Origin of the sequence: Geobacillus sp. CX412, assembly GCF_027942335.1 — a bacterium.
In the GTDB taxonomy this organism is placed as follows: Bacteria; Bacillota; Bacilli; order Bacillales; family Anoxybacillaceae; genus Parageobacillus_B; species Parageobacillus_B toebii.
The window spans coordinates 2681783-2695006 of the sequence record NZ_CP103461.1 but is presented as its reverse complement, the minus strand read 5'-3'; the positions used below and the strand labels follow the sequence as shown (position 1 = coordinate 2695006).

At 40.4% G+C, this 13224-nt stretch carries 12 protein-coding genes, 2 pseudogenes and 1 other annotated feature; of the genes and pseudogenes, 10 read left to right on the top strand and 4 right to left on the bottom strand.

Annotated features, from left to right (window positions below):
* Nucleotides 1-70: 70 nt before the first annotated feature.
* Nucleotides 71-277, top strand: a complete 207-nt coding sequence (locus NXM86_RS14105) for a YuzI family membrane protein (RefSeq protein WP_012749439.1) — start codon at nucleotides 71-73, stop codon at nucleotides 275-277.
* Between the two features lie 84 nt (nucleotides 278-361).
* Nucleotides 362-1102 (top strand): YjbA family protein, encoded by a 741-nt coding sequence (locus tag NXM86_RS14100; RefSeq protein WP_498958183.1) that lies wholly within the window; start codon nucleotides 362-364, stop codon nucleotides 1100-1102.
* A gap of 109 nt (nucleotides 1103-1211) precedes the next feature.
* Here the strand turns inward: NXM86_RS14100 and trpS are convergent.
* Together trpS and NXM86_RS14090 are read right to left on the bottom strand one after the other, a co-directional pair.
* Nucleotides 1212-2196, bottom strand: a pseudogene (gene trpS / locus NXM86_RS14095) (tryptophan--tRNA ligase).
* A 48-nt stretch (nucleotides 2197-2244) separates the two neighbouring features.
* Nucleotides 2245-2488 (bottom strand) — a binding site (T-box leader).
* Between the two features lie 51 nt (nucleotides 2489-2539).
* Nucleotides 2540-2911, bottom strand: coding sequence for a DUF3899 domain-containing protein (locus NXM86_RS14090; RefSeq protein ID WP_498958182.1), 372 nt, complete (start codon nucleotides 2909-2911; stop codon nucleotides 2540-2542).
* A 417-nt stretch (nucleotides 2912-3328) separates the two neighbouring features.
* Here NXM86_RS14090 and NXM86_RS14085 point away from each other — a divergent pair, with 417 nt between their 5' ends.
* The 5 genes from NXM86_RS14085 (at nucleotide 3329) to NXM86_RS14065 (ending at nucleotide 9067) form a co-directional block, all read left to right on the top strand.
* The gene (locus NXM86_RS14085) at nucleotides 3329-4978 is read left to right on the top strand and encodes a peptide ABC transporter substrate-binding protein (RefSeq protein WP_498958181.1); all 1650 of its coding nucleotides are present in this window, start codon (nucleotides 3329-3331) and stop codon (nucleotides 4976-4978) included.
* A 129-nt stretch (nucleotides 4979-5107) separates the two neighbouring features.
* Nucleotides 5108-6037 carry an oligopeptide ABC transporter permease gene (gene opp3b, locus NXM86_RS14080; RefSeq protein ID WP_498958180.1) on the top strand — a complete coding sequence of 310 codons (930 nt, stop codon included), beginning with the start codon at nucleotides 5108-5110 and terminating at the stop codon, nucleotides 6035-6037.
* On the top strand, nucleotides 6037-7056 hold the full coding sequence (opp3C, locus tag NXM86_RS14075) for an oligopeptide ABC transporter permease (protein ID WP_498958179.1): 1020 nt from the start codon (nucleotides 6037-6039) through the stop codon (nucleotides 7054-7056). Before opp3b ends, opp3C begins: the two co-directional genes overlap by 1 nt.
* 21 nt (nucleotides 7057-7077) lie before the next feature.
* The gene (locus NXM86_RS14070) at nucleotides 7078-8139 is read left to right on the top strand and encodes an ABC transporter ATP-binding protein (RefSeq protein ID WP_498958178.1); all 1062 of its coding nucleotides are present in this window, start codon (nucleotides 7078-7080) and stop codon (nucleotides 8137-8139) included.
* Complete coding sequence (locus NXM86_RS14065) at nucleotides 8132-9067, top strand: ABC transporter ATP-binding protein (protein WP_012749447.1); 936 nt, start codon at nucleotides 8132-8134, stop codon at nucleotides 9065-9067. The genes NXM86_RS14070 and NXM86_RS14065 overlap by 8 nt, the downstream gene beginning before the upstream one ends.
* Before the next feature lie 25 nt (nucleotides 9068-9092).
* Here NXM86_RS14065 and NXM86_RS14060 read toward each other — a convergent pair whose 3' ends face one another.
* On the bottom strand, nucleotides 9093-9275 hold the full coding sequence (locus NXM86_RS14060; protein ID WP_012749448.1) for a hypothetical protein: 183 nt from the start codon (nucleotides 9273-9275) through the stop codon (nucleotides 9093-9095).
* Between the two features lie 258 nt (nucleotides 9276-9533).
* Between NXM86_RS14060 and spxA the strand changes: the two are divergent.
* Nucleotides 9534-9931: pseudogene (gene spxA / locus NXM86_RS14055) on the top strand (transcriptional regulator SpxA).
* Between the two features lie 77 nt (nucleotides 9932-10008).
* On the opposite strand, the gene NXM86_RS14050 reads toward spxA, so the two are convergent.
* Complete coding sequence (locus NXM86_RS14050) at nucleotides 10009-10680, bottom strand: TerC family protein (protein ID WP_498958177.1); 672 nt, start codon at nucleotides 10678-10680, stop codon at nucleotides 10009-10011.
* A 215-nt stretch (nucleotides 10681-10895) separates the two neighbouring features.
* Here NXM86_RS14050 and mecA point away from each other — a divergent pair, with 215 nt between their 5' ends.
* Both mecA and cls read left to right on the top strand, forming a co-directional pair.
* Complete coding sequence (gene mecA, locus NXM86_RS14045; protein ID WP_012749450.1) at nucleotides 10896-11582, top strand: adaptor protein MecA; 687 nt, start codon at nucleotides 10896-10898, stop codon at nucleotides 11580-11582.
* A 73-nt stretch (nucleotides 11583-11655) separates the two neighbouring features.
* Nucleotides 11656-13164 (top strand): cardiolipin synthase, encoded by a 1509-nt coding sequence (cls, locus tag NXM86_RS14040; protein WP_012749451.1) that lies wholly within the window; start codon nucleotides 11656-11658, stop codon nucleotides 13162-13164.
* Nucleotides 13165-13224: the final 60 nt, after the last annotated feature.

Genomic DNA, 13224 nt, shown 5'->3' with positions numbered 1-13224 from the left:
CATGATGATCATCGGGTGCTCATATATGTAAAAATAAGATGGACAAGTTAAGAGAAAGAAGAGGGACCCGATGATTCGCATATTTATTTATTTAGTCGGTTTTGGAGTTTCTGTCATTGGCGGGATAACCGTTATTGCTTATTTAAACATTATGACGCCAGAGCGGGGATGGAGCGAATATTTTTCATATATTTGCACAAGAGTAGAATGTTATTTATTACCAATAGGACTTTTACTAATGTGGGGAAGCTTATACTTCCCTTACCGAGAAGAGTAATGGATAAAAAAGGGTAGTATGGAATAAAATTCGCCCCTCTGCCTATACTGATGGACAAATAGGTTTGGAAGTGAGGGGTATCGTATGCTGTATCTGCATGATATTTGGGTCAATTGGTTTGAAGGGGAAGAGAACGGATACAACGTATGCCATTTCCATGAATGGCGGAAAGATGATCAAGTGGAACTGCTCGATCAAGTACCGCTTCTTAAAGTGTCTTCTGCGCTATTCAACTATATTGAAAACAGTTTATCGGAAATCCCAAAGCAGCTTCTTGAAGACGTATATCAAAAAGCATATGTGCGCAAAAATCATGAACGCATTCAGCTTGATTATTGTTTTGTCATTACAGACGGTTATGGCATTCTTGCTGTTGATACGATTGGTTATAACATTCCGATTCGGAAAAGCCGCCTTATTCCGAGACAGGAGCAGCTAGTATACGAAATGGTCGCTGAACATCAAGAAGAACCATATCCGCTGCCTGCTCATGAAAAAGAACATCATATTTTGTCGCCATCCCCTGAATGGATGATGGGACTTACACGAAAGGAACGACAGCTTAAACAACTTTTATTTATGGTGCTTGACCAACTTCATTCGACGAAAAACGTTGCAGAGGTACGCTACTGGTATACGGAATGGGCGCCGCAAAAATATCCTGATATTCAAAAAATGTCGTTTGAAGAAGCATGGCAGCACTTATACGAAGAGACAAAATACGGCTGGTCCGACAAACATGAGCAGCTATGCGAAAAATTAATTAAAGGACAGCCGTTTTTTGAAAAGCTTTGGGAAATGGAACAGGAGCCAAAAGTGAATTAAGAAAAATAAAGTCGCAATGATGAATGATATTTCTGCCAGAGTCAGCATAGGAAAGCTTAATAAGCATATAAAAAAGCAAGCCATCGTTCGGCTTGCTTTTATTATTGTTTTAGCGTCTTCTTCCAAGCCCTATCGCTTGTTCCATTTTTTCAAGCATTTCCGTTGCTACTTTGTTTGCTTTTTCTGCTCCTTGGTCAAGCACTTGGTCAAGCGTGCTGCTTTCCAACAAGTCGTAATATTTTTCTTGGATCGGAGTAAGGGTGTCAATAATTACTTGGGCAAGATCAGCTTTAAATACGCCATATCCTTTTCCAGCATATTCTTGTTCAAGTTCTTCAATCGTTTTATTGGCTAAAATCGAATAAATGTTAAGGAGATTGGAAATTCCCGGTTTATTTTCTTTGTCATATCGGATGACGCCTTCAGAATCGGTTACAGCGCTTTTTATTTTCTTTTCAATCGTTTTGGCATCATCAAGAAGTGTAATAAACGACTTTTTGTTTGGATCCGATTTGCTCATTTTTTTCGTTGGATCCGTAAGTGACATAATGCGTGCACCGATTTTTGGAATGCGCGGTTCTGGAATCGTAAAAATCTCCATACCGTTTGTTAAATCGTTCCGCTAAATCGCGCGTCAATTCAATATGTTGTTTTTGGTCTTCCCCGACAGGTACGATATCGGTTTTATACAAGAGAATATCCGCAGCCATCAATGGAGGATAGGTAAGCAGCCCGGCGCTCACTGCTTCTTTTCCTGCCGATTTATCTTTAAATTGAGTCATTCTTTCTAGTTCACCGATATAAGAAATGCATTGCAGTATCCAACCCGCTTGGGCATGGGCAGGAACTTCCGATTGAATAAACAAAGTAGCTTTATTCGGATCAATGCCGACCGCCAAGTAAAGAGCGGCTAAGCTGCGAATGTTTTTTTGCAGTTCTTCCGGATCTTGCGGAACGGTAATGGCGTGTTGATCGACAATGCAAAAATAGCAGTTGTACTCATGCTGCAATTCCACGAATTGCCGCATTGCTCCGATATAGTTGCCAAGCGTAATGACGCCGCTTGGCTGAATTCCTGAAAAGCTCGTTTTCATAACACCACTCCTTTTTTTATCAATTTAAAAAGGCCCTACCCCCTGAGAGTTAGGGACGATAGGACCGCGTTGCCACCCTAGTTATTGCACATGATGTGCAATCACTTTGCCCATGCTTTTATGCGCATGGCGCCTTGATAACGTAAGGCAGACGTCCAAAGCCTACTAAAGCCAACTGCTCATTCAGCCGGATGCTCGAAAGCCCATTCCATATTGCTAGCCGCTTGTTCGCACCACCCACAAGCTCTCTGAAGGCATCGCAATATGTACTCTTCTTTCTCATCGCATGTTTCATATGATTGATTGCTTTATATTATAAAACAATGCGATAGTTGCTGCAACTTTATCGTATGGCATATCCGGCGGCAATTGTCAAGAGAAGAAGAATAAGACCAGAAAACAATAGTGGATACGTTACAGTAAACTTTTTTGCTTGCACAGGTTGTTCATCAGATAAACCTTGCAATTCCGCTAAATAACGCCCGGCTTTCGATCTGCTTGTATGCAAGCGCCGAAACCCGTACATAACGCCTTTAAAAAATCCGCCTTCATACACAAACAAAAACCCGCCGATAATAAATGGCAAAAGAGCCAGCAAAAATGCAACATTCACGAAAGAAACGAGCGACCACTCCCCTTGTAATAAAACGATGAATAAACTAAGTACTAATATAGATGCTGTAAGCAAACATGTTCGTATTATAATTGATTTCACTTTCTACCTCCTGATCAACACATCTTATCTTCGTCTTTATTCAATCAGAAAACATAAAATTCGTAAATATTATTAGAAAAATTATACAAAAAAAACTTTAGAATGGGACAAATGATATGTAATTATTCATCTTTTTTCGGATTTACAGTCATAATATTATACTGTAAGCGCTTTCTTTAGATTATGAAAATTTTTTATTTACATTTTGTAAAAATAACGTTAAAATTCAAATTAAACGCATTAGATTATAATAATCGATTAAGACAAAAAAGTTAGAAAATTTATATTTAATAAAATAAGGAAATTCTTTTCAAATATATTAATAATTATATAATAGCGTTGTAGGTGAAATCTTCTGAAATATAACATATTCAGAAGATTTTTAATACATTATATATTTTTAAGGGGGGACTTTTAGTGAAGAAGAAACTATCATTGTTTCTTGTGCTTCTCCTGGCTGTAACCACATTTCTAGCGGCCTGTGGAGGCAACAACGACACAGCAAAAGACAAAGGCGGCACTGCAAATAAGCCGGCCGAAAAGAAAGAGCAAGTGTTGAACTTGCTGGATTCTTCGGAAATTCCATCGCTTGATTCCGCGCTTGCGACAGACCAAGTATCGTTCATCGTGTTGAACAACGTGATGGAAGGCCTTTACCGTTTAGGCAAAGATAACAAGCCGGTTCCAGGTGTGGCGGAAAGCTATGAAGTAAGCGAAGATGGCAAAGTTTACACATTCAAACTCCGCAAAGACGCAAAATGGTCGAACGGCGATCCTGTTACGGCGCATGACTTCGTATTTGCGTGGAGAAAAGTATTAGATCCAAAAACAGCTTCCGAATACGCCTACATTATGTATGACATTAAAAACGCAGAAGAAGTTAACCAAGGCAAATTGCCAGTTGACCAGCTTGGCGTAAAAGCGGTAGATGACTATACGCTTCAAGTAGAATTGAAAAACCCAATTCCATACTTCATCAGCTTAACCGTATTTGGATCGTTCATGCCGCAAAACGAAAAATTCGTAAAAGAGCAAGGCGACAAATATGGCTTGGAAGCGAACACGACGCTTTACAACGGTCCGTTCGTATTAAGCGAATGGAAGCATGAACAAGGCTGGACATATAAGAAAAATCCAAACTATTGGGATAAAGACAATGTGAAGCTAGAAACAATCAATGTCAAAATCGTAAAAGATACCGCAACAGCTGTAAACCTTTACGACACGAAAAAAGTGGACCGAGTTGGTCTAACTGCAGAGTTTGTTGATAAATATAAAAACGACAAAAACTTCCATACAGAGCTTGATCCATCTATTTTCTGGCTGCGCATGAACACGAAAAACGAATTGTTGAAAAACGTCAACGCTCGTAAAGCAATCGCGATGGCGATTGACAAACAAGCGCTTGTTGACACGCTTCTTAACAACGGTACAATTCCGGCAAACTATATTGTTCCAAAAGACTTTGTTCAAGGTCCAAACGGAAAAGATTTCCGTGACGAAAACGGCGATTTAGTGAAATACGATGTAGAAGAAGCGAAAAAATTATGGGAACAAGCGAAAAAAGAGCTTGGCAAAGACAAATTTACGATTGAGCTGTTGAACTTTGATGCCGATACCGCGAAGAAAATTGGTGAATACTTGAAAGAACAGCTTGAAAAGAACTTGCCTGGCCTTACAATTAACATTAAACAACAGCCATTTAAACAAAAGCTTGAGCTAGAAAGCAACATGCAATATGACCTATCCTTCTCAGGTTGGGGCCCGGACTATCAAGACCCAATGACATTTATCGATCTTTGGGTGACAGACGGCCCGCACAACCAAACTGGCTGGTCCAACCCAGAGTACGACCAGCTTGTTAAAGATGCGAAAACAACGTTGCTAAACGACTTGCAAGCCCGCTGGGATGCAATGTTAAAAGCGGAAAAACTCTTGTTTGAAGAAATGCCAGTCGCACCGCTTTATCAACGCGGCTCTGCGTATTTGCAACGTGAATACGTAAAAGGTATTGTTTCTCATCCATTTGGCGGAGATTATAGTTATAAATGGGCATATATCGAGTAATAGTTCTGCAGTAATTGTAATTGCGGAGGAGAGTATATGTGAAAAGCATATACTCTCCTTTTGCCTGAAAAGGCGAAAAAGTCGAAAAAAGAAGAAGATTCTAATTATTATGTTGGAGGAGGTGCTCCAATGGCACGATATGTGATCAAACGGATTGTGTATATGGTCATTACGTTATTTATTATCGCGACGGTGACGTTCTTTTTAATGAAATTGCTTCCTGGTTCACCATTGCAAAACCAAGAAAAACTCACGCCAGAGCAGCGGCAAATTATTTTAGAGAAATACGGATTAAACGATCCGGTTCCAGTGCAATATGTCCGCTATTTAGGCAATTTATTAAAAGGGGATTTAGGCGTTTCGTTTCAGTATGATAACCGTCCGGTAACTGAATTGATTGGGGAACGAATCGGTCCATCGGCACAGCTTGGATTTCAAGCAATTGTGTTTGGAACGTTGATTGGGTTAATACTCGGCATTTTCGCCGCGATTCGTCATAATACTTGGGGAGACTATACGGCCACAGTCATTTCCGTATTAGGAATATCCATTCCGTCATTCGTTTTCGCCGGATTGCTTCAATATTATATTGGGGTAAAGATGCAATGGCTCCCGGTAGCGTTTTGGGAAGGGTTTGAATATACAATTATGCCAACGCTTGCACTATCAGTCGGTGTGATCGCAAACATCGCTCGTTTTATGCGGACAGAAATGTTGGAAGTGTTGAGCTCTGATTATATTTTAACCGCAAGAGCGAAAGGAATTAGCAATTCGGCAGTGATTGTGAAGCATGCGATCCGCAACTCGCTCATCCCGATTATTACGATTCTTGGTCCAATGGTCGTTAACTTAATGACGGGAACGCTTGTTATTGAGAAGATTTTCGCAGTTCCTGGATTAGGGGAACAATTCGTTCGTTCGATTGAAATGAACGACTATCCGGTAATTATGGGAACCACATTATTTTATTCTGCTTTACTGATATTCGCGATTTTTATCGTCGACATATTATATGGCATCGTTGATCCACGTATTCGTCTAGCGGGAGGGAAAAAATAATGAATAAACTAAACTATGAAAATATTTCACCAGATCTTTTTCAACCCGCCCCACCTAACGTTGTAGAACAAGAAAAAATCAATCGTCCAAGTTTAACATTTTGGCAAGATGCATGGATACGTTTACGGAAAAATAAAGGCGCGATTGCTGGATTAATTATGATTATTATTTTAACGCTTACAGCAATTATCGCTCCGATGACGAGCAAGCATTCTTATAAGGAGCAAGACTTAAACCGTGCGAAATTACCGCCAAAAGTTCCTGTTTTAGAGCATATTAGCTGGCTCAATCTAGACGGGAAAGATGCAAACGGCGTTGATGTATATAAAGAACGCGGCATTAAAGAATACTATTGGTTCGGAACAGATGATTTAGGCCGCGATTTATGGACAAGAACATGGTATGGAACCCGAATTTCCCTCTACATCGGGTTATTGGCTGCGCTGATCGATTTGTGCATCGGAATTGCGTACGGCGGGATTTCCGGATTTTACGGAGGTCGCGTCGATAACATTATGCAGCGGATTATTGAAATATTATACGGTATTCCGAGCTTAATTGTCGTTATTTTGTTTATTTTAATTTTTGAGCCGGGGATCATTTCGATTACACTGGCTATGGTCATCACTGGCTGGATGACGATGGCACGGATCGTCCGCGGACAAATTTTAAAATTAAAAAACATGGAATATGTGCTTGCGGCCCGTACGCTAGGAGCATCCAACTCCCGGTTAATTTTTAAGCATTTAATCCCGAACGTCGTCGGTCCAATCATTATTACAACGATGTTTACGATTCCAAGCGCGATTTTCACCGAAGCGTTTTTAAGTTTTATCGGTCTTGGAATTCGTCCACCGGAAGCATCGCTCGGTTCATTAGTCAACGAAGGATATAAATCGATTCAAACCTATCCGCATATGATGATCATTCCAGCGGTTGTCATCAGTTTATTAATTTTGAGCTTTAACTTAGTGGCAGACGGGCTGCGCGATGCGCTAGATCCGAAAATGCGCAAATAATGGACGGAAGGAGGCGAAAACATGGAAAAAATATTACAAGTGAAAGATTTACACATCTCCTTCGACATACATGCAGGCGAAGTGCAGGCGGTCCGGGGCGTTAGCTTCGATTTATATAAAGGAGAAACGTTGGCCATTGTCGGTGAATCAGGGTCCGGAAAATCGGTGACTTCGAAAGCGCTCATGCGGCTATTGCCAACTCCGCCGAGCCGAATTAAACAAGGAGAAATTTTGTTTGAAGGAAAAGACTTAACGAAGCTTTCCGATAAAGAAATGCAAAACATTCGCGGTGCAAAAATTTCAATGATTTTCCAAGATCCAATGACATCGTTAAATCCAACGATGACGATTGGAAAGCAAATTATGGAAGCAATTTTAAAACATCAGAAAATCTCGAAAGAAGAAGCGCGCAAGCGTGCGGTTGAACTATTGCAGCTTGTCGGTATCAAAAATGCGGAGTTGCGCATAAAACAATATCCGCACCAGTTTTCCGGCGGGATGCGCCAGCGTGTCGTGATTGCGATCGCTCTCGCTTGCAACCCGAAAATTTTAATTGCCGACGAGCCGACGACAGCATTAGACGTAACCATCCAGGCACAAATCCTGGAACTGATGAAAGACATTCAAAAGAAACTAGGAATGTCGATTATTTTCATTACACATGACCTTGGTGTTGTCGCCAATATGGCTGACCGCGTGGCGGTCATGTACGCTGGAAAAATCGTAGAAATCGGCACAGTCGATGAGATTTTCTATAATCCGAAGCACCCGTATACATGGGGATTGCTTGCTTCGATGCCAAGCCTTGATCATAAAGATATGGAGCTTTACTCGATTCCAGGCACGCCGCCGGATTTATTGAATCCGCCGAAAGGCGATGCGTTTGCGCCAAGAAATCCATATGCGCTAAAAATTGACTATGAATTAGAACCACCGATGTTTAAAGTTTCGGATACGCATTACGCAGCGACGTGGCTACTCCATGAAAATGCGCCAAAAGTAGAACCGCCGCAAATCGTGCGCGACCGCATGGCTAAATTTGCGCAAATTGTTGCTCGGAAAGGAGGAGGACCTCGTGGCTAGACAAAAACTCCTCGAAGTGAGAAATTTAAAACAATATTTTCGCGTTGGCAGAGGGGAAGTGGTAAAGGCAGTAGATGGAGTGACATTTGATATTTACAAAGGAGAAACGTTTGGGCTTGTTGGTGAGTCCGGGTGCGGCAAATCGACGACAGGAAGAACGATTATCGGTTTATATGAGGCGACGGAAGGGGAAGTGCTGTTTAACGGAGTGAGCGTTCATGGAAAAAAATCAAAAAAAGAGTTAAAGGAATTAAAGCGAAAAATGCAAATGATTTTCCAAGACCCATACGCCTCGTTAAACCCGCGCATGACCGTTGCGGATATTATCGCTGAAGGCATCGATATTCACGGTCTTGCGAAAACGAAGGAAGAACGCATGCAGCGCGTATATGAGCTGCTTGAGACAGTCGGCTTAAACCGTGAGCATGCCAATCGCTATCCGCATGAGTTCTCCGGCGGCCAGCGCCAGCGGATCGGGATTGCCCGCGCTTTAGCGGTGGAACCGGAGTTTATTATCGCCGATGAGCCGATTTCCGCGCTGGATGTGTCGATTCAGGCGCAAGTGGTGAACTTAATGAAAAAGTTGCAGCGGGAAAAAGGCTTGACATATTTGTTTATCGCTCATGATTTGTCGATGGTGAAATATATTAGCGATCGTATTGGCGTTATGTACTTTGGAAGAATGGTGGAGCTTGCGGATGCGGAGGAATTGTACCGCAATCCGATTCATCCTTACACAAAAGCGCTATTATCGGCAATCCCGCTTCCTGACCCGGAAACAGAGCGGACGCGCAAACGGATTATTTATGATCCGTCGCAGCATAATTATAAAGAAGGAGAGGAATTGGAGTTTCGTGAAATTACTCCAGGGCATTTCGTATTATGCTCGGAAGCAGAATATAAAACATATCAATCGATGTATAAATAAAACGATCTCGATTTGAGAGATCGTTTTATTTTTTGCCGCCGACTAAATTCCAGCCAGCTTGTGTACGTTTTGTTTCGTTTACATGTTCTTTTCGCTTCGAACCGCCGAAAATTTTTTCGCCAATACCGTTCGCGATGACTCCCATTAACGCAGTGATGCCAACAATCATTACGAAAACGATGATATAATCCATAACATATTGTGTCATGAACGCTCTCCCCCCAGACAATCGCTCTAATTTTATTGTAAGTGATTTTTCTTTTTATTGGAAGAAGCGGTGAAAAATAAACCTAGAAAATAGATGACTTTTTTGAAAAACTATATCTTTATTTATATATTTATTGTATAATGTATTATGTTAGAGTTATTTCAAATTACCATGTTTTGTAGCTGCAGAGTTTAGCTAGTTCGTTCCATTGATATAGAAGGCAAGGTTAGGTTATCCTTGTTGAAAGGGAGTGAGAATATGGTGAAATTGTATACTTCACCAAGTTGCACGTCATGCCGAAAAGCGAAAGCATGGCTAGAAAAACATAATATTCCTTATGTAGAACGCATATTTTCTCCGAACCGTTAACGATTGAGGAGATTAAAGAAATTCTACGCATGACGGAAACAGGAACAGACGAGATTATTTCAACAAGATCAAAAGTTTTCCAAAAGCTGAACATCAATCTCGAATCGTTGCCGCTTCAAGATTTATATGAACTTATTCAAAAACATCCGGGAATTTTACGCAGACCGATTATTATTGATGAAAAACGGCTTCAAGTCGGTTACAATGAAGACGAAATTCGCCGTTTCTTGCCGCGAAAAGTGCGAGCATATCAACTTCGTCAAGCGCAACGTCTCGTTAATGAATAAGAGGAGAACCAACTTCTACATGGCCCGCCATGTAGAAGTTTTTTATCACCTCTTTATTGGGCAGCCGATCCATATTTTTATGTCCAACGATGCAATTTTCTACGATTGATAATGAAACCGAGCAAAACGACTGATGCCGCTGTAATAAATGGAAACATCGGTTTCCATGCAGCAGCGCTGTCGTATAAATAGCGGATTTGTTGTTCTTCGCTGATCATTTTTCCGGCGGTATAGGCTAACAGAGCTCCGCCAATATAAATGAGGAAAGGGTATCGCTCCATCGCATAAAGAATTAGTTTACTGCCTAAAATGATAATGGGAACGGAAAAAAGAAAACCAAACACAACGAGAGAAGTATGACCTTGAGCTGCTCCAGCGATCGCAAGAACATTGTCTAACCCCATCACAATATCAGCAGTCACAATTGTCCATATCGCTTTCCAAAGGGATGTTTCCGATTTAATAGATGCACTCGCTTCCTCTTTTTGAACCATTAATCTTAAAGAAATCCAAAGCAAAATGCAGCCGCCGACTAGCTGCAAAAAAGGGATTTTTAATAATATCACGATCCCTACTGTTAAGAGAATGCGAATGAAAATGGCCAACGCGGTGCCAACGAAAATTGCGATATTTCGTTTTCGTTCCGGCAGCTTGCGGCTTGCTAACGCGATAACAACAGCATTATCTCCTCCAAGAATAATATCAATGCCAATGATGAGAAGAATGGATGTCACATATTCGCCAGCCATGCATGTCCCTCATTTCTTTTGTTTTCACCATCATTATAGTAGGGCATGTTTTATTTCATACCCAATTTTTAAAAACTTGGTTTTTTTATTTCCCATCTTTCGATTTTTATCATAAAATAAAAGTACAAGACATAATCTTGTATTTAAGATAGAATTTTTGGGGGTAAAAGTCCCTTCAATTTTATTCTTTTTTTAGGAAGGGAGAGTTCGGCAATATGGAAATAGAACGAATTAATGAACATACAGTAAAGTTTTATATTTCTTATGTTGATATAGAAGAACGTGGTTTTGACCGGGAAGAAATTTGGTATAACCGTGAGCGCAGCGAAGAATTATTTTGGGAAATGATGGATGAGGTTCATAGCGAAGGCGATTTTTCGCTTGAGGGCCCTCTTTGGATTCAAGTACAAGCATTGGATAAAGGGTTAGAAGTGCTTGTCACAAAAGCGCAATTATCGAAAGATGGAAGCAAATTGGAACTTCCGCTTCCGGAAGAAAAATTGCGCGATTTTCCAGTCCCAGTTGATGAAAAAATTGAAGAACTGCTTGACCATCATTTCCATATTGTACGCAATGATGAATCGTTTGCCGACGATAATGATAAGGAAATCCTTCAGTTTACTATTTGTTTTAAAGATATCGAAGATTTGATTGCCCTTGCACATCGTGCTAACTTTACAGGACTTGACAATCGTCTTTTCCAATTTGAAGATCGATATTACTTATTTGTCCAATTTAATGAGGAAGATTACACCGAATATGAAATGGACAACATTTTGAGCTTGCTTCTAGAATATGGAATGGATTCGCAAGTTACGATTTACCGTTTAGAGGAATATGGAAAAGAGATTATTCGCGACAATGCTTTAGAGGCGATCAAACAATATTTTCCATTAAAGTAGCCGCCGATTTCAACTGCTGAAATCGGCGTTTTCTTCGGCGGGAAAGTTTAGAAAATAGGTCAGGTGAATTTCATTGCGAAATACGTTAAGGGTTATTATTTTTGTCCTGGCTGTAGCGGCTTTTTTATTTTTGACCAATGATTATTGGGAAGGGAAGCTGCTTGGTGGGCTTAGTATTTTAATTTCTTGCTCTGTTGTTTTCATTGCGTTTGTTATTTCTCTCGAAAATAGAAAGCCTGCCCATACAATCACGTGGCTTGTCGTGCTCGGAAGCTTCCCGCTAATTGGATTTTTCTTTTATTTAATGTTTGGAAGAAATTATCGAAAGCAGAGACTTTTCCAAAAAAAGGCGATGCTCGATGAACAAACATTTTTAAAATTTCAAGGACAGCGAGAGTGGGCGATAGAACAGATGCCGATTGGAGAACACCAACGTCCGCTGCTTCAGCTGGCTCATCGAATTGGAAAAAGCCCGGTTTCTCTCGCGACGGAAACAAGGGTATTGACGAATGGCGAAGAAACATTTTCTACTATTTTTGAAGAACTGGAAAAAGCGACACACCATATTCATTTAGAATATTACATTGTTCGCCATGATGAAGTTGGACAGAAGCTAAAAACGATTTTAATAGAAAAAGCAAAAAAAGGAGTTCATGTCCGTTTTCTTTATGATGCTGTAGGAAGCTGGAAATTATCCAAAACGTATATTCAAGAGCTGCGCGATGCCGGGGTAGAAATGATTCCTTTTTCACCGGTTCGTTTGCCGTTTTTGAGCAACACCATTAACTTCCGCAATCATCGAAAAATTATTGTGATTGACGGAACGATTGGCTTTGTCGGGGGACTGAATATCGGTGATGAATATTTAGGAAAAGATAAATATTTCGGTTTTTGGCGCGATACGCATTTATGGATTCGTGGCGAAGCGGTCCGGACGCTACAGCTTATTTTTTTGCAAGATTGGTATTATATGACGGGAAAAACGTTATTGACACCGGAATATTTATCTCCAGAGCTCGTTCATTATGACGGTCAGGGGGGAGTTCAGTTAATTGCGGGTGGTCCTGACCAGAAATGGGAAGTCATTAAGCATTTATATTTTGCAATGATTACGTCTGCTCAGCGATCGATTTGGATTGCATCGCCGTATTTTGTGCCTGATGAAGATATCCTAACAGCATTAAAAATCGCTGCTTTAAGCGGGCTTGATGTCCGCATTTTGGCACCGAAACGACCAGATAAAAAAATTGTCTTTTATGCTTCACGATCCTATTTCCCGGAATTGTTGGAAGCAGGTGTGAAAATTTATGAATATTCAAAAGGATTTTTGCATAGTAAAATCATGATCGTTGATGGGGAATTAGCATCAATCGGCACAGCTAATATGGATATGCGCAGCTTTCATCTCAATTTCGAAGTAAACGCTTTTTTATATCATACGGATAGTACAAAAAAACTTGTTGCTGATTTTCTGGAAGATTTAAAAGAAGCCAGTCCAATTGATTATGAAACATTTCAACAACGTCCGTTATCCATTCGTGTTGTTGAATCTGTATCAAGATTATTATCTCCTTTATTATAAAATTTCACCCGGAATTGTACCGGGTGTTTATCATTTTTAAGGAATTTTGTATAAAAAATA

What these genes read in the sequence shown, in the direction of transcription:
- NXM86_RS14105 (WP_012749439.1), top strand. Translation starts at nt 71, where the DNA reads ATGATTCGCATATTTATTTATTTAGTCGGTTTTGGAGTTTCTGTCATT.
- NXM86_RS14100 (WP_498958183.1), top strand. Translation starts at nt 362, where the DNA reads ATGCTGTATCTGCATGATATTTGGGTCAATTGGTTTGAAGGGGAAGAG.
- opp3b (WP_498958180.1), top strand. Translation starts at nt 5,108, where the DNA reads ATGGCACGATATGTGATCAAACGGATTGTGTATATGGTCATTACGTTA.
- opp3C (WP_498958179.1), top strand. Translation starts at nt 6,037, where the DNA reads ATGAATAAACTAAACTATGAAAATATTTCACCAGATCTTTTTCAACCC.
- NXM86_RS14070 (WP_498958178.1), top strand. Translation starts at nt 7,078, where the DNA reads ATGGAAAAAATATTACAAGTGAAAGATTTACACATCTCCTTCGACATA.
- NXM86_RS14060 (WP_012749448.1), bottom strand. Translation starts at nt 9,275, where the DNA reads ATGACACAATATGTTATGGATTATATCATCGTTTTCGTAATGATTGTT.
- NXM86_RS14050 (WP_498958177.1), bottom strand. Translation starts at nt 10,680, where the DNA reads ATGGCTGGCGAATATGTGACATCCATTCTTCTCATCATTGGCATTGAT.
- mecA (WP_012749450.1), top strand. Translation starts at nt 10,896, where the DNA reads ATGGAAATAGAACGAATTAATGAACATACAGTAAAGTTTTATATTTCT.